General features: G+C 63.3%; 24 protein-coding genes. 9 read left to right on the plus strand and 15 right to left on the minus strand.

What is annotated here, in order from left to right:
* Nucleotides 1-17: 17 nt before the first annotated feature.
* From egtD to ACKAMS_RS19970, 5 genes are all read right to left on the minus strand, one after another.
* Nucleotides 18-989, minus strand: a complete 972-nt coding sequence (egtD, locus tag ACKAMS_RS19950) for an L-histidine N(alpha)-methyltransferase (protein ID WP_019744659.1) — start codon at nucleotides 987-989, stop codon at nucleotides 18-20.
* Nucleotides 986-1,732: an ergothioneine biosynthesis protein EgtC gene (gene egtC / locus ACKAMS_RS19955; RefSeq protein WP_020908572.1), complete on the minus strand. Its 747-nt coding sequence runs from the start codon at nucleotides 1,730-1,732 to the stop codon at nucleotides 986-988. The genes egtD and egtC overlap by 4 nt, the downstream gene beginning before the upstream one ends.
* Nucleotide 1,733: 1 nt before the next feature.
* Nucleotides 1,734-3,041, minus strand: coding sequence for an ergothioneine biosynthesis protein EgtB (gene egtB, locus ACKAMS_RS19960; RefSeq protein ID WP_408989422.1), 1,308 nt, complete (start codon nucleotides 3,039-3,041; stop codon nucleotides 1,734-1,736).
* Entirely contained in the window at nucleotides 3,038-4,261 is a 1,224-nt protein-coding gene (gene egtA / locus ACKAMS_RS19965) for an ergothioneine biosynthesis glutamate--cysteine ligase EgtA (protein WP_408989423.1), read from the minus strand. The genes egtB and egtA overlap by 4 nt, the downstream gene beginning before the upstream one ends.
* A gap of 78 nt (nucleotides 4,262-4,339) precedes the next feature.
* Nucleotides 4,340-5,614, minus strand: a complete 1,275-nt coding sequence (locus tag ACKAMS_RS19970) for an APC family permease (RefSeq protein WP_021332722.1) — start codon at nucleotides 5,612-5,614, stop codon at nucleotides 4,340-4,342.
* Between the two features lie 14 nt (nucleotides 5,615-5,628).
* Between ACKAMS_RS19970 and ACKAMS_RS19975 the strand changes: the two genes are divergently transcribed.
* Nucleotides 5,629-6,810 (plus strand): aminotransferase class V-fold PLP-dependent enzyme, encoded by a 1,182-nt coding sequence (locus tag ACKAMS_RS19975; protein WP_195790641.1) that lies wholly within the window; start codon nucleotides 5,629-5,631, stop codon nucleotides 6,808-6,810.
* 82 nt (nucleotides 6,811-6,892) lie between these two features.
* Nucleotides 6,893-8,353 (plus strand): FAD-dependent oxidoreductase, encoded by a 1,461-nt coding sequence (locus ACKAMS_RS19980; RefSeq protein ID WP_408989424.1) that lies wholly within the window; start codon nucleotides 6,893-6,895, stop codon nucleotides 8,351-8,353.
* Here ACKAMS_RS19980 and ACKAMS_RS19985 read toward each other — a convergent pair.
* Entirely contained in the window at nucleotides 8,350-9,555 is a 1,206-nt protein-coding gene (locus ACKAMS_RS19985) for a GAF domain-containing protein (protein WP_019744666.1), read from the minus strand. The two genes, ACKAMS_RS19980 and ACKAMS_RS19985, sit on opposite strands and share 4 nt — an antisense overlap.
* A gap of 290 nt (nucleotides 9,556-9,845) precedes the next feature.
* On the opposite strand from ACKAMS_RS19985, the gene ACKAMS_RS19990 reads away from it, so the two are divergent.
* Both ACKAMS_RS19990 and pth read left to right on the plus strand, forming a co-directional pair.
* Nucleotides 9,846-10,454 carry a 50S ribosomal protein L25/general stress protein Ctc gene (locus ACKAMS_RS19990; RefSeq protein ID WP_020908579.1) on the plus strand — a complete coding sequence of 203 codons (609 nt, stop codon included), beginning with the start codon at nucleotides 9,846-9,848 and terminating at the stop codon, nucleotides 10,452-10,454.
* 103 nt (nucleotides 10,455-10,557) lie between these two features.
* A complete protein-coding gene (gene pth, locus ACKAMS_RS19995) occupies nucleotides 10,558-11,130 on the plus strand; it encodes an aminoacyl-tRNA hydrolase (protein WP_003946229.1) in 573 nt (190 codons plus the stop codon).
* Nucleotides 11,131-11,133: 3 nt separating this feature from the next.
* On the opposite strand, the gene ACKAMS_RS20000 is transcribed toward pth, so the two are convergent.
* On the minus strand, nucleotides 11,134-12,768 hold the full coding sequence (locus ACKAMS_RS20000) for a fatty acyl-AMP ligase (protein ID WP_408989425.1): 1,635 nt from the start codon (nucleotides 12,766-12,768) through the stop codon (nucleotides 11,134-11,136).
* Between the two features lie 353 nt (nucleotides 12,769-13,121).
* On the opposite strand from ACKAMS_RS20000, the gene ACKAMS_RS20005 reads away from it, so the two are divergent.
* Complete coding sequence (locus ACKAMS_RS20005) at nucleotides 13,122-14,726, plus strand: peptide chain release factor 3 (RefSeq protein WP_135000451.1); 1,605 nt, start codon at nucleotides 13,122-13,124, stop codon at nucleotides 14,724-14,726.
* Entirely contained in the window at nucleotides 14,726-15,376 is a 651-nt protein-coding gene (gene pnuC, locus ACKAMS_RS20010) for a nicotinamide riboside transporter PnuC (protein ID WP_019744670.1), read from the plus strand. Before ACKAMS_RS20005 ends, pnuC begins: the two co-directional genes overlap by 1 nt.
* Before the next feature lie 93 nt (nucleotides 15,377-15,469).
* Here the strand turns inward: pnuC and ACKAMS_RS20015 are convergent, their stop codons facing one another.
* Complete coding sequence (locus ACKAMS_RS20015) at nucleotides 15,470-15,661, minus strand: hypothetical protein (RefSeq protein WP_306490524.1); 192 nt, start codon at nucleotides 15,659-15,661, stop codon at nucleotides 15,470-15,472.
* 55 nt (nucleotides 15,662-15,716) lie between these two features.
* On the opposite strand from ACKAMS_RS20015, the gene ACKAMS_RS20020 reads away from it, so the two are divergent.
* Entirely contained in the window at nucleotides 15,717-16,025 is a 309-nt protein-coding gene (locus tag ACKAMS_RS20020) for a hypothetical protein (protein WP_283301934.1), read from the plus strand.
* 15 nt (nucleotides 16,026-16,040) lie between these two features.
* On the opposite strand, the gene ACKAMS_RS20025 is transcribed toward ACKAMS_RS20020, so the two are convergent.
* From ACKAMS_RS20025 to ACKAMS_RS20055, 7 genes are all read right to left on the minus strand, one after another.
* The gene (locus ACKAMS_RS20025) at nucleotides 16,041-16,715 is read right to left on the minus strand and encodes a pyridoxal 5'-phosphate synthase (RefSeq protein ID WP_408989426.1); all 675 of its coding nucleotides are present in this window, start codon (nucleotides 16,713-16,715) and stop codon (nucleotides 16,041-16,043) included.
* A 25-nt stretch (nucleotides 16,716-16,740) separates the two neighbouring features.
* Nucleotides 16,741-17,241 carry a nuclear transport factor 2 family protein gene (locus ACKAMS_RS20030; protein WP_020970307.1) on the minus strand — a complete coding sequence of 167 codons (501 nt, stop codon included), beginning with the start codon at nucleotides 17,239-17,241 and terminating at the stop codon, nucleotides 16,741-16,743.
* A gap of 97 nt (nucleotides 17,242-17,338) precedes the next feature.
* A complete protein-coding gene (locus ACKAMS_RS20035; protein WP_019744674.1) occupies nucleotides 17,339-17,980 on the minus strand; it encodes a TetR/AcrR family transcriptional regulator in 642 nt (213 codons plus the stop codon).
* A gap of 21 nt (nucleotides 17,981-18,001) precedes the next feature.
* On the minus strand, nucleotides 18,002-19,738 hold the full coding sequence (locus ACKAMS_RS20040; RefSeq protein WP_408989427.1) for an ABC transporter ATP-binding protein: 1,737 nt from the start codon (nucleotides 19,736-19,738) through the stop codon (nucleotides 18,002-18,004).
* Nucleotides 19,735-21,600, minus strand: a complete 1,866-nt coding sequence (locus ACKAMS_RS20045; RefSeq protein ID WP_408989428.1) for an ABC transporter ATP-binding protein — start codon at nucleotides 21,598-21,600, stop codon at nucleotides 19,735-19,737. The genes ACKAMS_RS20040 and ACKAMS_RS20045 overlap by 4 nt, the downstream gene beginning before the upstream one ends.
* Nucleotides 21,597-22,586, minus strand: coding sequence for an ABC transporter substrate-binding protein (locus tag ACKAMS_RS20050; protein ID WP_020908588.1), 990 nt, complete (start codon nucleotides 22,584-22,586; stop codon nucleotides 21,597-21,599). Before ACKAMS_RS20050 ends, ACKAMS_RS20045 begins: the two co-directional genes overlap by 4 nt.
* 55 nt (nucleotides 22,587-22,641) lie before the next feature.
* On the minus strand, nucleotides 22,642-24,024 hold the full coding sequence (locus ACKAMS_RS20055; RefSeq protein WP_408989429.1) for an MFS transporter: 1,383 nt from the start codon (nucleotides 24,022-24,024) through the stop codon (nucleotides 22,642-22,644).
* 84 nt (nucleotides 24,025-24,108) lie between these two features.
* Here ACKAMS_RS20055 and ACKAMS_RS20060 point away from each other — a divergent pair, with 84 nt between their 5' ends.
* Together ACKAMS_RS20060 and ACKAMS_RS20065 are read left to right on the plus strand one after the other, a co-directional pair.
* Nucleotides 24,109-24,747 (plus strand): helix-turn-helix domain-containing protein, encoded by a 639-nt coding sequence (locus ACKAMS_RS20060; RefSeq protein WP_308370981.1) that lies wholly within the window; start codon nucleotides 24,109-24,111, stop codon nucleotides 24,745-24,747.
* Nucleotides 24,748-24,818: 71 nt separating this feature from the next.
* Entirely contained in the window at nucleotides 24,819-25,793 is a 975-nt protein-coding gene (locus tag ACKAMS_RS20065) for an ABC transporter substrate-binding protein (RefSeq protein ID WP_408989430.1), read from the plus strand.
* The last annotated feature ends 1 nt before the right edge of the window (nucleotide 25,794 follow it).

A 25,794-nucleotide genomic window follows, 5' to 3' on the forward strand; every position in this document is an offset into this window, starting at 1 on the left:
AGTCGATTAGTGAACGATCACGCCCGCTGCGCGCACAACAACGCGAAGCGCTGATCCTGATCTGTCCACACCTTCCGTACCCCGAAGCCCGCGGATGCGAGCTCCGCGGCAATCCCGTCCTCGGTGAACTTCGCCGAGATCTCGGTGCGCAGCTGCTCGCCCGCTGCGAAGGTGATCTCCAGATCCAGGTCGTCGATATGCACCGAGAGTTCGCGAAGTGCTTCCAACCGCATTTCGATCCACTGGTTCTCGGCATCCCAGAGCGCGACGTGACGGAAGTCTTCCAAGGGAAAGTTCGCTCCCAGTTGCTTGTTCAGGACCGCGAGAACGTTGAGGTTGAACTGCGCAGTCACGCCGGCAGCGTCGTCGTAGGCAGGCACGAGAACAGCCGGATCGATCACCAATCCCACACCCAGGATCAGGTTCTCCCCCGGAGCGAGCACCGCTGCGATCCCCGAGAGGAACTCGGCTCGTTCTGCGGGAACGAGATTACCGAGAGTTCCGCCGAGAAAAGCGACCGCGCGCCGTCCACCACCGGGCAGATGATGCAGCGAACCGGTGAAGTCGCTGACCACTCCGAGCACGTCGATTCCGGGAAACTCGGCACCGACTTGCTGCGCCGCGCCTTCGAGGGCCGTCACCGAAACATCTTGCGGTACATACGTTCGCAGAGTTCCGCGAGCCGTCATCGCGTCGAGGAGTAACCGCGTCTTCTCCGAGGAACCTGAACCCAGTTCGATCAGGATCTCGGGTTCGGTCAACGCCGCGATCTCGTCGGCGTACTGCGTGAGCAGGCCGCGTTCGGTACGGGTGGGGTAATACTCGGGTAAGGCCGTGATCTCCTCGAACAGTTCACTTCCACGCGCGTCGTAGAACCATTTGGGCGAGAGCCACTTCGGCGTAGCGGTCAGACCCTCCCTGGCCTCGGCTCGCAATGCGTCGACCGATTCGGCCGGTGTCAGATAAACCTCGAGCGTAGGGGTTTTCATTTTTCTCCCATCGGGATCGGGGTGATGATCACATGGCCGGGACGCGCGCAGACGATGTGCCGGTCCGGCACCTGCTCCCAGTCCGGGGATCGATCGAACGGTTCGGAAACGATCAGGGCCCGCGACTCGTCGACCCGCGTGTACAACGTGTGGCCCCACGCCGTTGCCCACAGTTCCTGCCCGTCACCGAACAGGAGGTTCAATCGTGAATCCGGCGCCGCCGCAGCCACATCGTGAACGAGGCTCGTCACGGCGACTTCCGCGGGCTTCGACTTCAACCGATGCCGAAGCACTGTCCACAACAAGGCAGCATCCGTCGGGGCGGGCATCTTCAGCAGTTCGACGGCCGGAACTTCTGCCGCCAAGTCGGCGAGTGATCCAGGCCAACCGGATACCGCTCCGTTGTGACTGAAAGCGTAGGTTCCGTCGACGAACGGTGCGCAGGCACCGATCTCGACGGCCATCCCCTCCGTCGCGGAACGCACGGCGGCGAGGACGGCTCCGGAACCGATGTGGGACAACGTCTCGTCGACGGTCGGGTCCGACCAGATCGGCGAGATACTGCGGTACCGTCCCTGTCTTCCACCGTTCCACCACACCGCACCGAATCCGTCGGCATTGATGGTCCCGCCGCCACGCATCTCGCGAGGTGCCCACGACTGTCGCATCAGTGAGTTCTCGCCGTCGTGGATGAGTTCACGAACCGAACGTGGCGGCCCGAGATACCCGAGGTGCCGACACATGTCAGGGTCTACCCGAAATCGTTCTGGCGCAACGAAAACCCGAGAAGATCTGGCGCCTGATCGGATGGTCCCAGTTACGGAACGTCCCACGACAGGCAACGCTGTCGGTCCCGAACGATCCCCCTCGCAACACCTTGTAGTCGCCGCCGAAGAATACCTCCGAGTACTCCCGATACGGGAAAGCCCGAAAACCCGGATACGGATGGAAACCCGAAGACGTCCACTCCCATACGTCGCCGATCAACTGCTCGACACCCGCTGCTGACGCCCCTGCTGGGTAAGAACCGACGCCGGCGGGGCCGAGATGGCGTTGACCGAGATTGGCGAGATTCTCGTCTGCGGACGCGTGCCCCCACGGGAACCGTCGTGATCTTCCGGATTCCGGATCCCAGCGCGCGGCCTTTTCCCATTCCGCCTCGGTGGGAAGCCGTTTGCCTGCCCAGCTGGCGTAGGCCTCGGCCTCGTAGTAGCTCACATGCACGACCGGCTTGTCCGGCGGAACCGGAGCCTCGACGCCGAAAGTCTCGTGCCACCAACCCGAACTGTCGTGTTCCCAGAACAGGGGTGCACGAAGTTTCGCGTCGACGCGATGCCGCCAACCGTCGCGAGACCACAGTTCCGGTCGGGAATACCCGCCGTCCTCGATGAATTCGACGAACTGCCCGTTCGTGACCGGGAATCTGTCGATCGCGAAGTCGGTGAGATAGACCTGATGCGCAGTGCGCTCGTTGTCGAGTGCCCACGGTTCGTCGTCGGTCCCCATGACGAAGGGGCCGGCGGGAATCGTGACCTCGTCGAGTTCCGGCATGCGGGCCGCTTGCGGAGCGGGTGTCGCAACGAGTGCCGTGGGTCCCGAACGCAATTGGTGTGTCGCGAGCATGGTTTCGGCGTGTTGCTGCTCGTGCTGCGCGATCATCCCGAAGGCAAAACCGTCCACGTCGAGTTCTGTGCGACCGAACGTGCTGGCTTCGAGCACATCCCAGACCTTCCCACGGACCGTACGTACGTATTCGCGCGCCTCGGCCGGGTTGAGCAGGGGAAGTGTGGGTCTCGACGATCTCGAATGCTTGAAAGCGTCGTACAGCTCGTCTATGTCGCTACGCACCGGATCGCGGCCACCGACATCGCGAACCAACCAGAGTTCCTCCTGATTACCGATGTGCGCCAGGTCCCACACGAGTGGACTCATCAACGGGGAATGCTGAGCGATCAATTCGGTATCGTCGACGCAGTCGGTGAGCAGCGTCGACCGCTCACGCGCTCGCAGAAGTACGGCCTCGACCGCTTCCTTGGTGATCTCCCCCGTCATGTGTCGCTCTCACCGGGCACGATTGCGCGACAACACCGTTCGGCTGCAGCATCGAGAAGACGAACGAACTGCGGCTCCGGCGCGTACGACGCGGCAAGCGACATCAGAGAGGTTGCAGCCGAACGCAGTTCGACATCGTCCAATCCGTACTCCGCCGCGTCCCGCCACCTCCCGGCCGTCGATGCTGCAGCATCACTGGCCTCCCGCATCACGGCAGGCCCGGACAGCAACGCGTCGATCGCTGCTACCGGTACTCGCCACAGATCTCCCGGCTGCGCATCTATGTAGCGAACTTCCAGATGGCCGACGGCGCGAACCGGCGGGAACAGCGTGGACAGGTGATAGTCCAAGTCTGCCCAGACGGGTCGGCGTCCGATCTCGGCATCCACAGCGCCGTCTATCCAGTCTCCGAAAGTGGCGCCCCGCGGAGCCGTCCAATCGTCACCCTCGTTTCGCACACACATCAGCGGAACATCGAGAGCCCAGCCGGCGTAGTCCTGCACTTCCGGGACTGCGACCGTTCGCCAGGAATCGAGTTCGAGCCACGTCCGCATGCGTTGGGACGCCCAATCTCCCTTCGGAACCCCTTGCAAGCGTGGAGAACACGCAAACGCTGCGATGAGAGCCGGGCCCATGTCCCCGAGGAGCCGCCAACGCTGGGCGATGGACTCCGGGCTGCCGCCGGCATCGACACTGATCTGTACTGCCGCGGTATTGCACATCATCAAGGTGCCGTACGGTCCTATCCCGGCGAAGCAGGATTCCATTGCGCAATAACGCGGCAGCCGGAGAATCCGGGAAGGTGGGCGGGCGACGTCGGCCGCCGCCGAACTGATTTCGATGGAGTACGGCGCGAGGAGTGTTTCGAGAGTACGACGGTCGTCGTCGAGGCAGTCACACAGTTCGCGAGCGGACGTGCGCGGCGCTGAGGAGAGTTCTATTTGTCCGCCAGGTTCTACGGTGACGAGGCTGCCACGCGGAAGCGGTGCCGCCGGTGAATCCGGGTCGATACTGGTGGGTGCATGTCGCCCGAGTGCCCTTGCCAGAGTCGCGGCTGACGGCCTCTCTCCACCGGGAACGTGGCTGGTCAGCCACTCGAGCTCAGCTCCTACCAAGCGGGGTGGCCCCTGTTTGAAGCACACACCACCGACGTAGGCCTCGGCCGCAGGACGCGAATCCACCTGCGTGGTCTGTGCTGCTGTCAACGCTGCTGTCACCATTCGACTTCCCCTTCGGGCGGTCTTCGCGGTCGCTACCGACGATAGAACGCCAACGTCCGAGATGCACCCTTTGTGGTGTTACGTGTCGTTGAATTTCTTCAGTCGTATCCACCGGTACCCACAACCGGCCAGAACAACACCTACCCCGAAAACAACCGCAATCCACGGAAGTGTGACCACCAGAACGACACAACCAGCCGCGCCGACCGCTTGCAGCCACTTCGGATACATCCGGTCCACCCCGCGCTGGCTGTACGCACTCACGTTCGCGACGAGGTAGTAGAGCAGCACTCCGAACGACGAAAAGCCGATCACCCCACGAAGATCGGTTGTCGACACCAAAACGATCACGACAGCACCGACCACAAGTTCCGCATGGTGAGGTACCTCGAACCGTGGGTGGACGGCTGACAGGGCAACCGGCAGATCACGCTCGCGTGCCATCGCCATCGCCGTACGGCTCACCCCCGCGATCAGAGCCAGCAGCGCCCCCGCCGACGCCGCCGCAGCACCGATCACCACTACGGGAACTGCCCAGTTCCACCCGGTCGCGCCCACTGCATCGGCCAAGGGCCGTGCCGAGTTCGCCAGCCGATCAGGTCCCAACGTCACCAACAGCACCACTGCTACCAGTGCATAGAGGATGACGGCGACGGTGAGAGCAATCAGGATCGCCCGCGGAATCGTGCGGCGCGGATCGCGCACTTCCTCCCCCAGCGTCGCGATCCTGGCGTAGCCGGCGAAGGCGAAGAACAGCAGCCCCGCCGATTGCAGGATTCCGTACCACGACCCGAACGCGAGATCCGGGAGCTCGCGCACTGCACCAGGACCGACGACGGCAACCAGCAGCGCTACGCACAGTGCTGTCGCCGACACTGCGACGATCACCCTGGCCATGTGCGCCGTCCGCGTCACTCCGCGGTAGTTGACTGCAACCAGCGCCGCCACCACCAATACCGCGACGGGAACACGCCAGGCGGTAGGCGCAACATACGTCGCGAAAGTCAGGGCCATTGCCGCGCAACTCGCGGTCTTCCCGATCACGAACGACCAGCCTGCGGCAAACCCCCACCATGGTCCGAGCTGCTCACGTCCGTAGACGTAGGTCCCACCTGACGTGGGGTATCTGGCCGCAAGCTGCGCCGACGACGTCGCGTTGCAGAATGCGATGAACGCTGCAATCGCCAGGCCCACAAGCAACCCGGTACCGGCTACCGCGGCAGCGGGCGCGAACACTACGAAGACTCCGGCGCCGATCATCGCGCCGAGGCCGATCACCACGGCATCGACCGTGCCCAGCCTTCGCTCCATCGGGACAGCTTCGTTCACAGGTAGTTTGAACCACACCGACATGAACGGAAGGTGCCATGTTCGATCTCGACACGATCCGCCGCGACACTCCCGGATGCCTCGACAAGGTGTTCCTCGACAGCGCGGGATCCTCGCTCCCGCCCGAGCCGGTGCTGACCACGATGATCGAGCACCTGCGACGTGAAGCCGACGTCGGCGGATACGTCGCAGCTGCTCGTCAGAGCGGCGCCCTGGCTGCTGTTCCGCATTCGCTGGCCCGGGTCATCGGCGCTCAGGCAACCGATATCGCGTTGACGGACAGCGCGACCCGCGCGTGGAACGACTTCTTCGCCTCGGTTTCGCTCGGACCTGGTGATCGAATCCTCATCAGCGGAGTCGAATACGCGAGCAACGCCATCGCCGCGCTGGGGCGGGCGCGTTCGACCGGCGCCCACGTCGAGATCATCCCGAGCGATCAGTACGGACGCATCGACCTCGACGCACTCGAGAACATGCTCGACGATCGGGTTCGCCTCGTCTCCGTCGTCCACGTCCCCACCAACGGCGGCCTGATCAACCCCGTCCGTGAGGTCGTCGAATTGGCCAGAGCCCATGGCTCTCTCGTTCTGCTCGACGCGTGCCAGTCCTTCGGCCAGTTGCCCATCGACGTCACCGAACTCGGCATCGACGCCCTCAGCGCCACCGGTCGCAAGTGGCTCCGCGGGCCACGCGGAACCGGATTCCTGTACGTCCGCCCCGGACTCGTCGACGCGCTCGAACCTGCTGCGATGGACCTGCACGGAGCGGAATGGACGAGCGAGAACAGCTTCGTCCCCGCACCGGACGCAACACGATTCGAACTCTGGGAGACGAGTGTCGCTGCGCGCCTGGGTCTTGGCGTCGCCGCCGATTATCTGCTCTCGATCGGCACCGACACGGTGTGGGCACAGATCGAATCCAGAGCAGTCGCGCTGCGGCAAGGGCTGGCATCGATTCCCGGAGTCGACGTCCACGATCGAGGAACCCAGCTGAGCGGCATCGTTTCCTTCACCGTCGAAGGTATTTCCGAGCACCTCGTGCGGGATCAGCTTGCAGCACAGAACATCACCGTCACCGTCAGCGGTCGCGGGTCCACGCTCCTCGACATGGATGCACGCGGGCTCGACGCCGTGGTTCGCGCATCGCCGCACTACTTCGTCGACGAAACGGACCTGGACGCATTCCTGGGCGCGGTCAGGAGATTACAAACCTCCCGTTGACCGGGACCACGCCTGATCCGCGGAAGTCGAAACTGCAACTGTGTGGCGATCAGTAGTTTCGTCTTCCGAAAGGACGCTTCGCATGGCCGACCCGACCGTCAGACCGATCTCCGCTGCAGACATCACCACCTGGGACTACGAGGCCGACGTCGTCGTCGCGGGATACGGCATCGCCGGCGTCACCGCTGCGATCGAAGCAGCGCGTGCGGGCGCCGAGGTGCTCGTCCTGGAGCGGACGGGCGGTTGGGGCGGAGCCGCGTCACTGGCTGGTGGATTCATCTACCTGGGCGGTGGAACGCCGTTGCAGAAGGCGTGTGGGTTCGAGGACTCGGTCGAGAACATGAAGACGTTCATGAAGGCAGCGCTCGGCCCCGGAACCGACGACACGAAGATCGACGCGTACTGCGAGGGCAGCGTCGATCACTACAACTGGCTCGTCGACGCCGGGGTCCCGTTCAAGGAATCGTTCTGGGGTCAGCCCGGCTGGGAACCGCCGTACGACGACGGCCTCATGTACTCGGGCGGCGAGAACGCCGCACCGTTCAACGCGCTCGTCGATCCCGCGCCCCGCGGACACGTCCCGCAGATGAGCGAGAAGAAGACCGGCGAGCAGGGCGGCGGCTACATGCTGATGAAGCCACTCGTCGAGACGGCCGAAAAGCTCGGTGTCCGTGCAGAATACGATCTGCGTGTCCAGACTTTGGTGGTCGACGGCGATCGGGTCGTGGGAGTTGTCGCGAAGCGCTACGGCAAGGACGTCGCGATTCGTGCCCGCAAAGGCGTCGTGCTTGCGATGGGCAGTTTCGCGTACAACAACGAGATGGTGCGCTCGAACGCACCGCGTATCTTCGGCCACCCGGCGGCCTCGATCGAAGCGCACGACGGCCGCGCAATCCAGATCGGTCAGGCCCTGGGCGCCGACACCGCACACATGGACGCCACCGAGGTCGCGTTCTTCTGCGACCCACAGTTGATGGTGCGCGGCATTCTTGTCAACGGCCGTGGTCAGCGATACATCCCCGAAGACACCTACCCGGGCCGCATCGGACAGGCAACACAGTTCCAGCAGGACAACCAGGCATTCCTCGTGATCGACGAAGCTGCGTATGACGAAGGCATGAATGCCGAATCGTCCAGTGCGCAGTTGCGGGCGCAGCCGACCTGGGTGGCGGAAACCGTCGAGGAACTCGAAGCCGAGATGGGGCTTCCCGCCGGATCGCTGCAATCGACTGTCGACCTCTACAACCGTCACGCGGCTGAAGGGTCCGACCCGGTGCTCGGCAAGAAGTCCGAGTGGGTCAAGCCGATCGTCGGCCCGTTCGCGGCAATCGATCTACGTGGCCGCACAGGCGGATTCACGCTGGGAGGATTGAAGACAACCGTCGATTCCGAGGTTCTGCACGTCTCGGGTGCGCCGATCCCCGGACTGTTCGCGGCAGGCCGTTGCACGTCCGGTGTCTGCGCAGGTGGTTACGCCAGCGGAACCAGTCTCGGCGACGGCAGCTTCTTCGGACGTCGTGCCGGAATCAGCGCAGCGCGCTAGGTCACCACAACCCGCACGCCGTCGGCAAAGCGGTACGGCTGAGTCTGCAGAACCGCGCCGAGGTGTTTCCTCAATCTGGACACCTCGGCGCGCACTGCCACCACATGCTCGCGATCACCGAAGAGCACTTCGCTCAGGCCTGCGGCATCCACGCCAGCCGATCCCACAGCTGCCAGCGCACGCAAGATCTGAGCGTGACGCGGCGAAAGCGCGCGCGTCCAGTTTGCATCACCACGCACCGTCACCTGCGGCGATGCACCGAGGGACAGCTCGAGCTCGATCACCGGCCCGCCGACGCCGGTGCGCAACAGCCAGCCGTCACCGAGCGGCTCAGGCAGACACATCCCGAGACCTGGCACGATGACGGGCTTTCCCGCACTGGGTGCCGCCACCCGGTCAGGCGCGGCAATCCCGCTGGCGCCGGCCACCCAGCCGAACTCGTCGACCACCAATGCCGGACCCGTGCCCGCCGCGAACAATGGCGCCGCCCGCGAGCGCAGGCGATCGAGCTGAGCTGCATGCTCGCGCCACAGCGTCGCCTCCGCGAGGCGAACCGCGGTGCGAACCAGCGCGACAGTGGTGGGATGCACCGAGGCTGCGGACCCACTGATGTCCACCACACCCAGGATCTCGCCTGTCCGGGGGTCGTGCACAGGCGAGCCGGTACATGACCAATTGTGATGCGTCGGCGCATAGTGCTCGGCCGAGAAGAGTTGCACCGCAGAATCTTCGATCAGCGCGGTACCGATCGCGTTGGTACCCACCGACTGCTCCGACCAGCGCGCGCCTTCGGCGAACCCGAGTGCGTCCGCCGCACGTTTGACGGTCTTCGCCCCTTCGCGCCAGAGCAGGACACCGTCGGCGTCGGCAACGACCACGATGAAGCCCGCGTCCTCGGCGACCTCGGTGAGCGTGGTTCGCAGTTCGGGCAGAACGCTGCGCAGCGCGGTACGCGAACGCCTCGACTCCAGCTCGGAGAAATCGGCGACAGCGGACGCGCCGCAATGATCGGGCGCGAGCCCACCCGCGGCCACCCGCGACCACGATCGCGCCACGACGGTCCGCGGCTGCGCCGGTGGTTCCTGCCCCGAGAGAACTGCGTCGTGCACCCGGCTCAGTAGGCGCGCATGCTGCGACAGGTCGGTACCCGGCACGACGGCACCGAGCCGACTGCCTTCGGGAGCGCTCCCCACGGTGGTCACTCCGTCAGGCTACCGCTTTCGATGTGACGCGAACCACGTCCACACGGCCAGGGCCCCACCACCTGCGATTAGCGGCGGGGAGCAAACTCCGGTAACGTATCCAAAGTTGTCTCGGCGAGGGTGAATCGCAGCAGTTCCACACGTTGCAGGTTTACCGTGATCGACGCGGCTACGGCTCAGCTCGAGCGTTTCGCTCCTGGCCGTGTGCGCGCCTGTCCGCCTTGCCGCAGGCAAAACCACACGTCAGTAAACCGAGCACGAACCCCGTGAGTTGTAGGAGCCGTTTCATCATGTCTGAAGAAAACAACCTCGTCGCCGTCGTCCGCACCGAATTCGGCAAGGGCGCAGCTCGCCGCGCACGTCGCGACGGCCAGGTCCCCACGGTTCTGTACGGCCACGGCGAAGATCCCCGCCACCTCAACGTGCCGGCTCGCGACTTCGCTCGCATCCTCCGCGCACAGGGCACCAACGCCATCCTCACCCTCGACATCGAGGGCACGGAGCAGGTTGCACTGACCAAGTCGGTCGTCGTGCACCCCATCCGCAGCTACATCGAGCACGCTGACCTCCTCGTCATCAAGAAGGGCGAGAAGGTCACCATCGACGTTCACGTCGTAGTCGTCGGTGACGCTGCTGCAGGCACCATGGTCGCGCAGGATGCATCGACCATCTCCATCGAGGCAGACGCCCTCCACATCCCCGAGCAGATCGAGGTCTCGGTCGAGGGCCTCGAAATCGGCACCCAGATCCTGGCAAGCCAGCTCGAACTGCCCGCCGGCTCCGTCCTGCAGGCTGACGCCGACACCCTGATCGTCAACGTCGTTGCTGCACCGACCGAGGCTGACCTCGAAGAGGGCGCAGAAGCTCCCGCCGCCGACGAGGCTGCAGAAGAGGCCTGATCCTCTCGGTTCCAACAGAACTCACTGCGCGGCGCGTCATTCCGATTCGGAGTGACGCGCCGTTCGTGCGTAGCAGGAAAAACAAGCCAGAAAGTAGCGTCCGTTGAGCACAGATACCGCCCTCGTCATCGGCCTGGGTAATCCCGGCCCGCAGTACGAGAAGACCCGGCACAACGTCGGCTTCATGGTCGCCGGCACCCTTGCCGGGCGCATGGGCGGAAAGTTCAACGTACACAAGAAGAGTGGCGCCGAAATCGTCGAAGGTCGCCTCGCCGGACGACGCGTGATTCTCGGAAAACCACGCTCGTACATGAATCTCTCGGGTGGCGCGGTCGCCGGTCTCGCGCGATTCTTCTCGGTCGATGCCGCGAACATCATCGTCGTCCACGACGAACTGGATCTCGATTTCGGGACCATCAGACTCAAACTCGGCGGCGGCGAAGGCGGACACAACGGTCTGCGGTCCATTTCGAGTTCGTTGACCACCAAGGACTACCTGCGCACGCGCGTCGGGATCGGTCGCCCGCCGGGCCGCATGGACCCGGCGGACTACGTTCTCAAGCCGTTCTCGTCCACGGAGCGAAAAGAACTCGATCTCGTGTGCGAAGAAGCTGCGGATGCAGTCGAGCTACTGCTCGAACTCGGGCTCGAAGCCGCACAGAACCGCTTGCACTGACAGTCAGTTACCCAGCAGGGCAGCCGAATTGGCGCGGCGGAGCTTTCCCGACGACGTCTTCGGAATACTGCCGGGGCCCAGAACCGCAACGGCGCGAGGTCGGACACCGACGTCGGCAACCACGGCGTGGACCACTTCGCGCTCGATGCGCTTGACCTCTTCCGGATCTTCGAAAGCGTTGGTCTCGACGGCGACCGCAAAGCTCTCACGCTTCTGGCCGGCATCGAGACGGATTGCGACGGCATTTCCCGGGCGCACACCGGCAACGCTTCCGGCCGCCCGTTCGATGTCTGTGGGGTACACGTTCCGGCCGCCCATGATGATGACGTCCTTGACTCGCCCGCATACCACGACCAGTCCTTCTTCGGTGAAGTACCCGACGTCACCGGTATCGAGCCAACCGTCGGAGTCATGCGCCGGCTTGTGACCTTCCACCGTGACGTAACCAGGGGTCACTGCCTTGCCGCGAACCTCGATGATTCCGACGCCGCGGGCCGGAAGCACCTGGCCGTCGCGGTCGACGATGCGTCCCTCGAGGTCAGGCACCATCTTTCCGAGTGTGGCGAGGGCACGAGCGTTGGGGCGATTGGACGGCACCGCCCGAGACATCGACTCGAGGAAGTCGGGATCGACGTAGTCGAGGACCTGACCTTGATCGGGATCCGGAATCGACACGGCGAGCGTGGTTTCCGCCATTCCGTACACGGGAGCGAGCGCGGTCGGGTTCAAACCGAAACGCGCACCGGCCTCGGCGAGGGCATCCATCGTGTCGGGATCCACCGGTTCGGCGCCGTTCCACATGTATCGGACGCTGGACAGGTCGACTGCCCCGTCTTCTGCCTGTGCGAGTCGACGAGCCAAGAGCGAATACGCGAAGTTCGGTGCGGCGGTGACAGTTCCGCCGTACTTGCCCATGAGTTCCGCCCACAGCACCGGGGTGCGCAGGAAATCCATCGGCGTGATGCTGATGACCTCGGCGCCCACCTGCATCGGAACCGTGAGGAAGCCGACCATGCCCATGTCGTGGAAGAGCGGAAGCCAGCTCACCATCACGTCGTCCTCGATGGAGAACTTGATGCGGTTGATCATCGCGTACGCATTTGTGTAGAAGTTCTCGTGCGTGATCTGCACGGCCTTGGGCGAACCGGTGGAACCTGACGTCAACTGTTGGAGTGCGATATCCGATTCAGCCGTCTCCACGGGATCGATCGACGTTCCGCCACGAAGCTCGTCCACCGTCACGACGGTGATGCCTCGCTCTTCTAGGAGCGGCTTGGCCGCGTCGAATGGTGCACCCAGAATGACGGCTTTTGCGGAGATCATGTCGATCACCGTCTCGGTGTCCTGAGCCCAGACGCCCAGATCCGTTCGGGGGGTCGGCTGATGCAGCATCGTCACCGACGCACCGCGCATCCACGTCGCCTGGCAGGCAGGCGCGATGTCGACGGGCTGTCCGGCGAGAATGCCGATCGCGACGCCGCGATCGATGCCGACCTCGGCCAGGCCACCGGCCATGCGCCGAGCTTCCTGGTGGATGTCGCCCCAGGTCTGACGGAAAGCGTTGTCGGGCTCTCCCGTCACCAGGCCGCGGTCGGTGACTGCGGCGGTCGCGTACATCTCTTCGGTGAACTTGCTCAACGCAACTCCTCGGTCAGTGTCACTCTTCGATTCAGTGCAACTCTTCGCAGGACACAAATGGCTGTGTGTTCGAACACACACATACATTGATAATCAGCGATCCTTCGCCGAGTGTTACGCCGCAGTGGCTACTGCCTCGTGGTCTGCGAGTATCCTTTCTCTGTTGTGCTGCCGCACTCTCCACCTGTCCGCGCACCGGCACGTCGCCGGCACCGACGCCCACTTCGAGAGGTTCTTCGTTGACTACCCCGTCCGACTCGACCGTCCCTTCCGACTCGACTGTCCAGTCCGACACCGAAGGCCCCGATTCAACCGAGAGCGGGTCGGTCGCGGTCACGACGACGACCAAGGGCTTGTCCGCCGAGGCGGAGCGTCGCCGCACCTTCGCCGTCATCTCGCATCCTGACGCCGGTAAGTCGACACTCACCGAAGCGCTGGCACTGCACGCGAAGAAGATCTCCGAGGCAGGTGCCGTCCACGGCAAGGCCGGCCGCAAGTCGACGGTCTCGGACTGGATGGAGATGGAGAAGGCCCGCGGCATTTCCGTCAGTTCCACCGCACTGCAGTTCAACTACCACTCGTCCGAGACCCCGGACGAGCAGATCAACGTCATCAACCTCGTCGACACCCCCGGTCACTCCGACTTCTCCGAGGACACGTACCGCGTCCTGACCGCCGTCGACGCAGCCGTCATGCTCATCGACGCTGCCAAGGGCCTCGAACCGCAGACGCTCAAGTTGTTCCAGGTGTGCCGTCACCGCGGCATTCCGGTCATCACGGTCATCAACAAGTGGGACCGTCCCGGCCAGACTCCTCTCGAACTGCTCGACGAGATCAGCGAACGCATCGGCCTCACGCCCACTCCCCTGTACTGGCCCGTCGGCATCGCCGGCGACTTCCGAGGACTGTTGCGGCGCGGCGAAGACGGTGAGGCTCGCGAGTACGTCCGCTTCACCCGTACCGCAGGCGGCGCGAAGATCGCCCCCGAAGAGGTCATGGACGCCGACGCGGCGCTCGCCAAGGAAGGCTCCGAGTGGGAGACCGCGGCCGAGGAGAGTGAACTGCTCTCCGCTACCGGCCAGGACCACGATCAGGAGATGTTCCTCGCCGGTCAGACGTCCCCGGTGATCTTCGCGTCCGCGATGCTCAACTTCGGTGTCCGCCAGATCCTCGACACTCTCGTCGAATTGGCGCCGCCGCCGCGGGGCCGCGAAGACCTCAGCGGCAAGCCGCGCGAGGTCACCGATCCGTTCAGTGCGGTCGTCTTCAAGGTGCAGGCCGGTATGGACACCGCGCACCGTGACCGTCTGGCGTTCATGCGCATCGTCTCCGGCGTGTTCGAGCGCGGCATGGTTGTCACACACGCTCAAACCGGCAAGCCCTTCACGACCAAGTACGCGCAGACGGTATTCGGCCGTGAACGTTCCACCGTCGAATCCGCGTTCCCCGGCGACGTCGTCGGCCTCGTCAACGCCACCGCACTCGCACCCGGCCACACGCTGTACACCGAGAAGAAGGTGGAGTTCCCGCCGATCCCGTCGTTCGCGCCGGAACACTTCTCGATCCTGCGCGCCGAAAGCGCCGGCAAGTACAAGCAGTTCCGCCGTGCAGTCGATCAACTCGATTCCGAGGGCGTCGTCCAGATTCTCCGCAACGACATCCGCGGCGACGCCTCCCCCGTCATGGCTGCTGTCGGCCCGATGCAGTTCGAGGTCGTCGCAGCGCGCATGAAGGCCGAGTTCAACGTCGAGGCCAAGATGGAACCACTCGGCTACGCATTGGCCCGCCGTACCGACGCCGCATCCGAGGTCGAACTGAACCGTCAGCGCGGTGTGGAGGTCTTCACCCGATCCGACGGTGTCCTGCTCGCCCTTGTCAGTGACAAGTGGCGCCTGCAGTACATCCAGAAGGAACTCCCGGATCTGACGCTCGAACCCCTCGTCGCTGCTGCGGACTGATGAGCCTGATCGAGGCGCTGTTCGACGCTGAACTGCACATCGGCAGCGCCACGATTCTCTGGCGAGAGATCATCGGAAACGCGTTCGGAATAGGCTCCGCGATCGCGGGCGCGCGACGCTCGGTATGGGCGTGGCCTGTCGGTATAGCCGGAAATGCCTTGTTGTTCACGGTCTTCATGGGCGCACTTTTCCACACGCCGCAAGAGCTCAATCTCTACGGCCAGGCCGGCCGTCAGTTGTTGTTCATCACCGTCAGCGTCTACGGGTGGACCCAGTGGCGACGTGGGGCACGTGACTCCGGTCGCGCAGTCCTGCCCCACTGGGCGACAACTCGCGAGCGAGTCGCCATGATCGCCGTCATGGCAAGCGGCACAATCGCTTTCGCCTGGATATTCGACCTTCTCGGCTCGTACGGAGCGTGGGCGGAGGCCTGGATCTTCACCGGCTCGATCCTCGCGACGTACGGGATGGCACGCGGCTGGACCGAGTTCTGGCTCATCTGGATCGGCGTCGACGCTGTCGGCGTTCCCCTTCTATTCCGGGCCGGGTACTACCCGTCGGCAATCCTCTATCTGGTCTACGCATTCTTCGTATTGTGGGGCTTTGCGATGTGGCTACGTATTCAGCGCCGGACTCCACAAGGGGTATGACCGTAAACGAACTCCTGGTATGTTTGCGTCGATTAAGCAAACCAGCGGTCTGTTTACGGGCATCAGGAGCGAAACAATGGAAGACAAGAATTCTCACGGAATAACGGGCGCCAACGGTTCCGGCAACGGATCGAGAGCCAGTAGTTCCGCGAGTAATGGTTCTGCGAGCAACCTTTCCACGGGTAACGGTTCTGCGAGCAACCTTTCCACGAGCAACGGTTCCAGCAGTGCCACCGCCACAGCGGATTTTCTGTCGACCGCACCCAAGCAATCAGATGCATTCACGTTTCCGCTTCCTGCCCGAACCACGGCCGCACACAGCAGCGGAGAGGACCTTTCAGTGCCAGCTTCAACACGCGAATCATCGAGGACACTCGAGACTCGGAGTCGCACCGTCGTACGGCGCGACGCGATGGGCGTAGCCGCCGTTCGAGTGGCCGGTCGACTCACCCACACCGAACTCATCGCGAATCAGGCCTCACCCTCGAGCACGCATTCCTCCGATCCCACGATGGATCTGGACGAGTTGCTCACGATGCTCGGCAGCTACCTGTTGTCCTCGGGGTTCGAACATCCCGAAATCCACGCCAAGCTCGGTGGACAGTCGATCGTCGTCAACCTCGTATCGCCGGAGATCAGCGCCAGCTGAGCTCGACCCAGCTGTTCAGGGCCACAGCACTGCTCGTGTCCATGCTCGGTCCGAGCCGCGCCGGTACAACCATCGCTGATGCCGACGCCCGGAGTCTGCCTGCCAGAACTCGACAGACTCCGGCTCGAGGCACCACGCACGCCAGTCCTTCGACACGAACCCCGGGTCGTCACTGATTCTTGCTTCCGCAGCGGCCACCGATGTGTCGTACGCCCCTAAGTCTTCGAGCACCTCGCTCTGCTTACTTGCCGTCGCCACCGCCCTCGCAGTGACGGAGCGTTCGACGAAGTCTCGGCTTCGAAGTGCGTCGTCGCCCTCGCGAACCAACCCGCGAATCCGGACCTGCTGGCCCGTCTCACGCCAGTAGAAGGCGAGCGATCCTCGCGGATTTTCTTTCAGCTCAATGCCTTTCGGCGAAGCAGCTGAGCCCGAAAACCAGAACCCTCCCTCGGTCACGTCCTTGAGGATGAGGAAGCGGGAATCGGGCATACCGTCACTGTCGACGGTCGCGAGCGCACACACGTGTGGCTCGACGACGCCGAAGGCCACGGCCGCACGGAGCCAGTCGAGGAACAGCTCTCCCGGCTTTTCCGGAAAATGTTCAGGCGCGGGCGGCGGAGTTCCGGTCAGCGCGGGGATACCGCGAATCCACGTCCGTACGTCAGGCAGCGAAAAATCTGCATCAACCATGAGCCGACTCTAATCGCGGGCGGCCTCAGGAGACGTTGCGAACTACCGAGTCGCCGAACGACGGTTGCTGCAGCAGCGCCCACTTGTTGGACGTCAATCGGAAACTCGGCATGTCGGCGAGCGCCACCACCGATTCCCAGGTCCGCTCGTAGCTCGTGTGGGAGATTCGCCATTCACCGTCGCTGCAGCGGGTGTATCTGTCGTGATAGAAGGCCGATCCACGAAGAAGCATGCCGTCTTCGGGGATCACCACAGTGTCCGCGAGGCACCAGATCCCGGTTGCGGTGTCTCCATCGACGTCGATCTCGGGTTGCCCGCACTGATGTTCGGTGATGACGTGTGATCCGAGGGTGTTCTCGAGGAAGGAGACGAACGAATCTCGGGAATCGAAACTGAGTTGTTCTCCGTAGATCGCGGTGGCGTCGACGGTCAGAGTGTCGGCAAATTCGACCCACGATTTGGTGTCCAAGGCGCGTGCGTATCGGTACTTGAGTCTTTGGATGAGAACAATCGCTTCGAGATCCATGATCCCCGCCTCCCGGTGCAGCAACCACCCGTCCTATGTGTGCACATTAGCCTGTATCACGCCGAAACGGGCATTACTCTCAAAGCTAGTAGAAATGTCAGCCGATGACACGCTTTTCCAGGCCGTCGAGCATGATCGTGATCTTCTCGTCCAACCAACCTCGCCCGTGCCACGTCGATTCGTCGCCGATCCCCTCGACCAACGACTCCGACGCATTCCAACTCTCCTGATACGCCTGGCGCGCAGAACGCGAATCCGCGGAGCTCACGGTCTTGTCCATCGCCGCCATCATTGCGAACTGCGTCATGGTCACCTCGGAGATGAAGTCCACCGCCAGGACCGCGTCATGTGGTGTGAAACCCTGCGCAGTCAACGAACCGACCAGTTTCTCCACGATCTCGATTATCGCCGGTGGCGTGCCCGGAACTGCGAGACCGACCTGGGCTAGACCTGGATAGCGCTCGAACGAGGACCACAGAACGTCGCACAAATCCGTCAGAAACTCACGCCACGGACGATCCGTGTCCGGCCATACAGTCTGACGCACAACGTGATCCGCGCAAGCCCGCAGCAGCGCTTCACGGTCCGCGAAGTAGCGATAAAGTGCGGAATGACTGACGCCCAGACGTTTTGCCACACTCGGCATGGTCAATTCACTCAGATCACCAGCCAGGGCGGCCTCGACGATGTCCACTGTCGACAACGTCGGCGGCCGCCCCGTCTTCTTTCCGGTTTGCATTCTGCTCAGCCTGCCACCTGCTCAGCCCGCTACCAACCGCCATCCCGACGCACGGTGGCGCTGGTTCCAGAACGCGGCGTAGTTCCCACCGGCTGCGAGCAGAACTTCGTGGGTTCCCACTTCGACGATCGAGCCGTCGTCACCGAGCACGATGATCTGGTCTGCGGCCACGACGGTAGACAGTTTGTGAGCGATCACGAGCAGTGTGCTTTCACTGGCGAGTTCCTGCATCGCACGCTGTACATGGGCCTCGTTCTCGGGATCGAGCGCGGCCGTCGCCTCGTCGAGCAGAACGATAGGTGCGCGTTTGAGGAGTGCGCGCGCGATGGAGACCCGCTGCCGCTCTCCACCGGACAGTGCCGTCCCACCCTCACCGACACGGGTGTCCCAACCCCGCGGAAGTCGCTCGACGATTTCCGCGACGCCTGCGATCCGAGCCACGTCGAAGACCTCCTCGTCCGTGGCTTCGGGACGACCGAGGCGAATGTTCGCGATCAACGTGTCGTCGAAGAGGTACACGTCCTGGAAAACCAAGGACAGTTGCGACATCAGATCGGCACTCGTGAGGTCCCGCACATCGACGCCGTCGACACGCACCACCCCCGAGTCGACGTCGTAGAAGCGCGAGATCAGCCGGGTGACGGTGGTTTTGCCAGACCCTGACGGACCGACCAACGCCGTCAGCGACTTCCGCGGCACCTCGAAGGAGATGTCCCGCAGCACCTGCCCACCGTCCGCGTAGCCGAAGTCGACGGCGTCGAACTGCACGGCCGTCTCCCCCGTCGGCTGCCCGCTGGTATCGGGTTCGACCAGTGGTTCCACTTCGAGGATCTCGGACATCCGACGGATTTCGTTGCGTGCCATTCTGATTGCACCGCCGAACTCGCCGATCTCACCCAGCGGCTGGATGAACCGTGCGGTCAGGCCGAGTAGCGCGATCAACGTGACAGGGTCGATGTCGCCGCCGAGCGCGAGGAATGCACCCAGGATGATCACGGCAGAGAAGACGAATTGCAGGGCGATCCCGTTGACCACGGACCCGATCACCACGAACCACAGTTGTGAACGACCCGCAGTGTGTTGCGCTTCGATCGCGTCGTCGAGCGGTTCGTACACCCCGTGTGTGCGTCCGAAAGCACGCAGGACCGGTTGGCAACGAGCGTATTCGAGCACTCGATTGTTCGATTCGACGGCTGCGGCATGTGCCCGATCGTCGGCCTTGGCAGTCATCGTCGAGGCAAATCTGGCTGCCGCGAACAGAATCGGAACGCTGACCACCAGCGCCAACCCGAGCCGCCAGTCGAAGAACAGCATGCACACGACAATGGTTGCCGGGCTGGCGATTCCGGAGATGATCGGTGTCATCAGGTGCGCAGCCGCCCCCATCACCGAGATGGTGCCCTTGCTGGCAACCTGCGATACCTGGCCGAGTCGGCCGGCACCGAACCAGCCGAGCGGCAGAGTGACGAGATGATCTCCCAGGCGCAGATGCATAGTCCTCAGCAGCGTGAGGGCCGACTCGAATCCCTTCATCGCCTGCAGGTAATGCGCAATCGAACTGATCACGGCGCACACGGCCATTGCGGCGAGCCACCGAAGGAAACTGCCCCAGTCCTGATCGAACAGTGCCCGCACCGCCGGGACCAGTAGCGCCACTGCCAAACCTTGCATCACGCCGTACAACACTGCCCACACCAAGAACTCGCGATAACGGCCCTGATTCTGCGGGCCGAGTATCCGGAAGAGGTCGCGAATCATGAGTTGGCCTTTCCTGCTGCGTCAGACGTACCAGCGATGCTGTCGGCCCGACTGTGACTCGCCCACATCCGGGCATAGGTTGAACCACTCGCCACAAGCTGATCGTGTGTGCCCTTCTCCACGATCCGTCCGGCATCGAGAACCACGATCTGATCGGCGCTCACGATCGAAGCCAACCGGTGCGCGATCACCAGCACGGTGCGCCCCACCGTCAAGCGCGACAACGCCTCCTGGATATCGGCTTCGGACTCCGGATCGGCGAAAGCGGTTGCTTCGTCGAGCACGAGAACAGGAGTGTCCGCGAGAATCGCACGCGCTATGGAGACTCTTTGGGCTTCACCACCCGAGAATCTGGCGTCGACCCCGACTACCGAGTCGTAGCCTCTCGGGAGCGCTTCGATTCGGGTGTCGATCTGCGCGGCTGCGGCAGCGGCCTTCACCTCGGCCGAAGTCGCCTGCGGTCGGGCAAGCCGAATGTTGTCGAGCACGGTCGCTTCGACCAGCTGCACGTCCTGCAGAACGAATCCGACGTGGCGGTACAGCTCGTCGGTCGCCACGTCCCTGACGTCGGCACCACCGATGGCCACGGATCCGGCACGCACGTCGTGGAACCTCGGAACCAGCGTTGCCAGCGTCGACTTACCCGAACCCGAAGGTCCGACCAACGCCGTCACCGTGCCCTCCGGCAGCGTCAGATCGATGTCGGTCAGAACGTCGGCGCCGTCGTCGTAGGCGAAAGAAACTCCGGAGAATCGAACTTCGTTCCCCACGGGACTTTTCGGATGATCGGTTTCCGGCAGCGCCTCGGTCGAGAACAGCGCAATCAGTCGCGCCGCAGCGGCGGCTGCCTCTCGGCGAGCCTGCATACCGAAACCGATGGTCGTCACCGACACCGGAATCACCATCGCGACAAGAGAACTAGTCAGCACATCGATGGGTGACACCCATCCGGAGTGGACGAACCACGAGCCGAGGCCAAGGTTGACCACCAGCACTACCGGTGCGCTCAATGCAATCGAGGCCAGCGCCTCGGTCCGGAGCATCGGGCGAACCCAGCCCTCGCACGAGAGTGCAAATGCCTTGGCGGCGTCGCGGTACCGGGAGTGTGTCTGCTTGTCCTGACCGAAGGTCTTGACCACTGCGATACCGGTGACGAACTCGACGATGGTGTTGCTGATGGCCGCGATGCCCTCATTCATCCGGCTCATCTTGACGGCCATGTCCTTGGTCATCGTCGCGTAGGCGATCATGTAGATCGGGAGCGTGGCAATCGCGACCAATCCCAGACGCCAGTCGATCGAGATCACGTAGCCGAGTCCGACGAGCGGCACTGCGATGGCTCCGGTGGTCTCGACGGCGCTGTGCGCAACCAGGTAATGGAGATCGGAGATGTCGTTCTGCGCGGCTTTGCGCACGGTTCCGGACGAGTGGGAGGTGAACCAGCCCAGGGGAAGTCGACCGAGAGTCACTGCGATTCGACGCCGCAGCACCGCCTGCAGATTCACATCGGCGAAGTGCGTCACGATCAACGCACCGCCTCCGAAGAACGCACGCATACCCAGACCGAAGACGACCACCCACACGATCGTCCAGACACGGGACGAGTCGACGTCACCGCCCACGATCAGCGTCTTACCCAGTTCGGCGATGGCCACGTACGGCACGATGGCGGCGACCGCGGCGATCACCTGCATCACCATCGCGATGGTGGTCCGCGTGCGCACTGGAGCAAGGAGTTCGCGAAGCGCGCTCTTGTGCTCCGCCGCTTCAGCTTTGGCTTGCGAGGCTTCGGCCGCCGCTCCTTGTGATACGTCGGCCTCTTCAGATGAAATGTCTGCTTTCGTGGCCTGTGTCGTCGTCATTTCGAGAACGCCTTCCATCGGGTAACTGCGTCGGCGTCGGATGCGATGCGTCCTTGGAGCTCCGCGCCGGTGAGTGTGCGATCGGCAAGTGCCTCGAGGTCTTCGAGGATCCAGTAGACCGCGAAGGGATAACTGCCGAACCAGAGTTCGCCGCTGACGTCTGCCGTGCGCCCGGCCTGCACCGCAGGGATCCCGTTGAACAACGGATTTGCGTGTACCAGTGCGCCGTCGTAGATGTTTCCCGAGGTCACGACCATCGCGTCCGCCGCGTGCTGCCCGACCTCCTCGCCCGACACCGAAGACGTGGCAACACCTGTGTTCGGTCCGATCTTCGCGTCGAGTTCGGCTTGTGGACGCCTGAAACCGGCTTCCTCGATGATCGAGGACATCGGCGACTGTGGGATGACGGTGTAGATGCCGCCGGAGAATCCCACCAGCACGGACAACGTCTGCGGTTGCGCCTCGACCGTTCCGGATACTTCGGCAAATTTGGTCTCGAGCCTCGACACGATTTCGCGAGCTTCGGACTCTCGACCCAGAGCAGTCGCCGCGGTATTCAGAACTTCGCGCCACGGCGCCGCATAGGCGAGCACCGTCGTCGGGGCAATCTCGTTGGCCTGAGCCGTGATCGACGTCAGCGACCCGACGTCACTGAGCAGGATTCTGTCAGGATCGACTGCTGCGATCTGTTCGACGTCGGGTGACTCGAAGAACGTCGGTTTGTCGATGACCTCTACGCCCTCGCTCTGCAAGATCTCCTTCGCCGCCTGTGATTGCAGGGTGGCAAAGACCGTATCGGGCTTGACCCCGAGCGTGAGCGCGTTGAGTGCTGCGAACTCGTCCAGTGCGAGCAACTTCTGTGGCGCAGGCGCGGCAGAGGACTCGTGTGCCGCTGCGTCGGCGTCATCGACGCCCGAGGAGCAACCGACAAGGGCCGTTGCTGTCGCTGCGAGTGCCGTTGCTCGCAGGCCCCACTGCTGCCGCATCCTTCTCTCCCTGCTTTAGTTACACACTGTCTCGATTAGGGGAGCCTACAATAACTCAAGCCGTTTGTGCAGCCCTCGTCACCGGAAGTGCAAACGCCGGCAGACACGCGACAACGCTGATGACTGCGCCCATCACGAACGCCGCTCCGAACGAATCACCGGAAATACCGATCGCCAGGACTGCTGTGGTTACCGGCGCACCCACCGCCGATCCCACGGTCCTGATCACGCTGTTGACACCACTGGCCGCTGCCATCTCCGATGGCGGCACGATCGAAGCAACCAACAGAGCACAGACCGCGAACCCCACGCCGTTCCCCAACCCGACGAGGGAGAAGAACAGCACGATCGCAACCACCGAACTCGGCCAGATTGCAAGTCCGATCGCGCCCGTCGCCATGAGTGCCAGCGCTGTCACCGCCGGTACTCGCGGCCCGTATCGCCGCGCGAGAGCCGGCGTCAAACGCCCGCCGAGAAAGACGAGTACAGCGGCAGGCAAGAGCGCCAACCCGGTCTGCACGACAGTGAATCCGCTTCCGTACGTGGACGTGTCCGGCGCCTGGAGGATCCGCGGCAGGCAGAGGTAGAAGATGTACGGCACGAATCCGAACACCAGAGTGAGTGCGCTGGTGATCATCATCGGCTTGTCCCGAAAGACTCGCATGTCGACAATCGGCGCGTCGTGGCGGGAATCGACGGCAATCAGTGTCGCGAACGAAACGAACGCGATCACAACCAGACCCCAGAATCCCAGCGACAGAACTCCCCAGTCGGAGGCTTTGGTGATCGCCAGGAGCAGGCTCACCAACCCGAACGCCAGTGCTCCGGCACCGGCCCAGTCCGTCGGCATACCCGGCCGGCGATGCGAACCCGGAACCACGGCCACCACCGCGACCAATGCGAGCACGATCAAGATCCCGGTGATCACGAACAACCACTGCCAACTGAGATACTCGAGAATGACACCGCCGATCACCAGTGCACTTCCGGCACCGATTCCCAAAGTCCCAGCGAGCCAACCTATCCCCGAAGACAACTCGGGGCCCACTACCGTTCTCCGCAGCACTGCCATCGCGAGCGGGAAGCTCGCCATACTCACTCCCTGGACGGCCCGAACGACGAGCAGCACCCCGATGTTCGGCGCTGCCGCGGCGGCGAATGTGGCGATGGCAAAGATGATCAGAACGATCACCAGAACTCGCTTGTCGCCGAACCGGTCACCCATTGCCCCGACGATCGGAGCCATCACCGCGGCCGCCAACAGATAGGACGTAAGAATCCACCCGGTCACCGCCACGGACGTGTCGAAATGCTCACCCAACACCGGCAACGCCGGCACCAGCATGGTCTGCATGAGCGAGTAGACGAGTACCGCTCCAGCCAGGGCTGCGATCACCCGGCTCCCGGATCGCGTGGGCGCCCCTGCCAAGGTCGTCATCGACACCTTCCTCCAATCATGAATCGAATCGGAACGGAACACTCCGTTCCGATTGAGTAAACCATGCATTGCTAGCCTGTGGGAATGGCGAAAGAGAATGCGAGCCTCCCCGGACGCGCCCGAGAAGCCGCAGACAACGACGTCACCGTGCTGCGAGCAGCGCGCGAGATTTTTGCCGAACAGGGTTGGAATGCACCGGTATCGGCGATTGCCGCACGGGCCGGAGTGGGCGTCGGCAGCATCTATCGCCGATACCGAGGCAAGGAGGAACTGGCGCAATCCCTGCGCGTCTGGGCGATCGATCACCTCGCCACCCTTGCCCGAGAGTGCGTGAGCACCGCGAAAACCGATGAAGCCGTATTGAAGACGTTCTTCTCGCGATATCTCACCGAATCGGTGGGACCGCTCATTCCGGTCCTCGGCGGCAGACTGCCCGAACACGCCGAAGTCACTCGTGCCGCCGAAGAATTGGAGGACGCACTGCAATCCATGGTCGACGTCTGCATCGACGCTCACGAAGTCCCGCCCAGCTTCACTGCTGCAGACGTCATGCTCATGACAGTGCATCTGCGGCCGACTCTGCCGATCGAGGGCGATCGAGCCACCGAAATACACACGCGCTATCTCGACTTCATGCTTGACGGACTTCGTGGCGGAACACCTCAACCATCGATCACTCCCCCGTCCTGGAGCGAATGGCTTCAGATGTGGCAGGGCACCTGACCCGGAGAACACCCGAACGGAACATCAGGTTAGGCTTACCTAGCTTAGTTCGCCATGTTCGGAAGGTTTTCATGAAACTCACCCGCCGGTTCGCCGGATTCGCCGCACTACCCGCCGTCGCCACACTCCTACTCACCGGTTGCGGAAGTAGCGACGCATCACCTTCTACCGAGACCAGAACTGCCGACCAGTCCTGGAGTTACACAACGGGATACGGAAACACGATCACCCTCGATCACGCCCCGGAGCGGATCGTCGTCGACGCGTATTCCGCAGCGGCGCTGTGGGACTACGGTATTCGGCCGGTCGGCATCTTCGGTTACGGCGTCGGCAATCCCGACGTCACCGATCATGCCGACGAGTCGACCATGACGGTCGTCGGCCGTGAAGGCGAACTCAGCGCGGAAGCACTTGCGGCACTGGACCCCGACCTCGTCATCGGGTACGGCAACAGCGACGACCCGACGCGATGGACTTGGTGGGACGAGCCGATGGGCAACACCGTCAACAATGTTGCACCGTTTGTCGGCGTCAAGTTCTCCGGAGCCTCGACACCGGACGTGTTGAGCGAATACGCCGCACTCGCCGAAGCTCTCGGCGGGAACACCGACACAGCCGCAGCACGCGAGGGCAAGGAAGCATTCGAATCCGGTGCAGAGCGCATCCGAACTGCCGCGGCCAAGGTCGACGACATCGAAGTCCTCGCCCTGAACGGTGACAGCTCCGAGTTGTACGCAGGCACAACGGCGCTCGCCCAGTTCGGTTATCTGAAAGAACTCGGTGTGAAGTTCACCGGACCGGGAGGCGACAAAGGCTGGGCCGACCTCAGCTGGGAGCAGGTCCCGGATTACCCGGCGGACATCGTGTTCCAGTTCGCGAAGTCGGCAGAAGCATTCGCAGTATCACCCGTGTTCGTCAAGCTGCCCGCGGTGACCGCGAACCAGGTGATCGACTTCGACGACAAGCGTCCCAACACCTACGCCAATTACGGCGCCTGGTTCGAGCAGGTTGCACAACTACTCGACCAGGCCCGCAACGTCGCCTGAA

The organism is Rhodococcus sp. 5A-K4 (genome assembly GCF_046097995.1).
In the GTDB taxonomy this organism is placed as follows: domain Bacteria; phylum Actinomycetota; class Actinomycetes; order Mycobacteriales; family Mycobacteriaceae; genus Rhodococcus_F; species Rhodococcus_F erythropolis.

Coding starts and splice junctions, on each gene's coding strand:
- egtD (WP_019744659.1), bottom strand. CDS start 989: ATGAAAACCCCTACGCTCGAGGTTTATCTGACACCGGCCGAATCGGTC.
- egtC (WP_020908572.1), bottom strand. CDS start 1,732: ATGTGTCGGCACCTCGGGTATCTCGGGCCGCCACGTTCGGTTCGTGAA.
- egtB (WP_408989422.1), bottom strand. CDS start 3,041: ATGACGGGGGAGATCACCAAGGAAGCGGTCGAGGCCGTACTTCTGCGA.
- egtA (WP_408989423.1), bottom strand. CDS start 4,261: ATGGTGACAGCAGCGTTGACAGCAGCACAGACCACGCAGGTGGATTCG.
- ACKAMS_RS19970 (WP_021332722.1), bottom strand. CDS start 5,614: ATGTCGGTGTGGTTCAAACTACCTGTGAACGAAGCTGTCCCGATGGAG.
- ACKAMS_RS19975 (WP_195790641.1), top strand. CDS start 5,629: ATGTTCGATCTCGACACGATCCGCCGCGACACTCCCGGATGCCTCGAC.
- ACKAMS_RS19980 (WP_408989424.1), top strand. CDS start 6,893: ATGGCCGACCCGACCGTCAGACCGATCTCCGCTGCAGACATCACCACC.
- ACKAMS_RS19990 (WP_020908579.1), top strand. CDS start 9,846: ATGTCTGAAGAAAACAACCTCGTCGCCGTCGTCCGCACCGAATTCGGC.
- pnuC (WP_019744670.1), top strand. CDS start 14,726: ATGAGCCTGATCGAGGCGCTGTTCGACGCTGAACTGCACATCGGCAGC.
- ACKAMS_RS20025 (WP_408989426.1), bottom strand. CDS start 16,715: ATGGTTGATGCAGATTTTTCGCTGCCTGACGTACGGACGTGGATTCGC.
- ACKAMS_RS20030 (WP_020970307.1), bottom strand. CDS start 17,241: ATGGATCTCGAAGCGATTGTTCTCATCCAAAGACTCAAGTACCGATAC.
- ACKAMS_RS20035 (WP_019744674.1), bottom strand. CDS start 17,980: ATGCAAACCGGAAAGAAGACGGGGCGGCCGCCGACGTTGTCGACAGTG.
- ACKAMS_RS20040 (WP_408989427.1), bottom strand. CDS start 19,738: ATGATTCGCGACCTCTTCCGGATACTCGGCCCGCAGAATCAGGGCCGT.
- ACKAMS_RS20045 (WP_408989428.1), bottom strand. CDS start 21,600: ATGACGACGACACAGGCCACGAAAGCAGACATTTCATCTGAAGAGGCC.
- ACKAMS_RS20050 (WP_020908588.1), bottom strand. CDS start 22,586: ATGCGGCAGCAGTGGGGCCTGCGAGCAACGGCACTCGCAGCGACAGCA.
- ACKAMS_RS20055 (WP_408989429.1), bottom strand. CDS start 24,024: ATGACGACCTTGGCAGGGGCGCCCACGCGATCCGGGAGCCGGGTGATC.
- ACKAMS_RS20060 (WP_308370981.1), top strand. CDS start 24,109: ATGGCGAAAGAGAATGCGAGCCTCCCCGGACGCGCCCGAGAAGCCGCA.
- ACKAMS_RS20065 (WP_408989430.1), top strand. CDS start 24,819: ATGAAACTCACCCGCCGGTTCGCCGGATTCGCCGCACTACCCGCCGTC.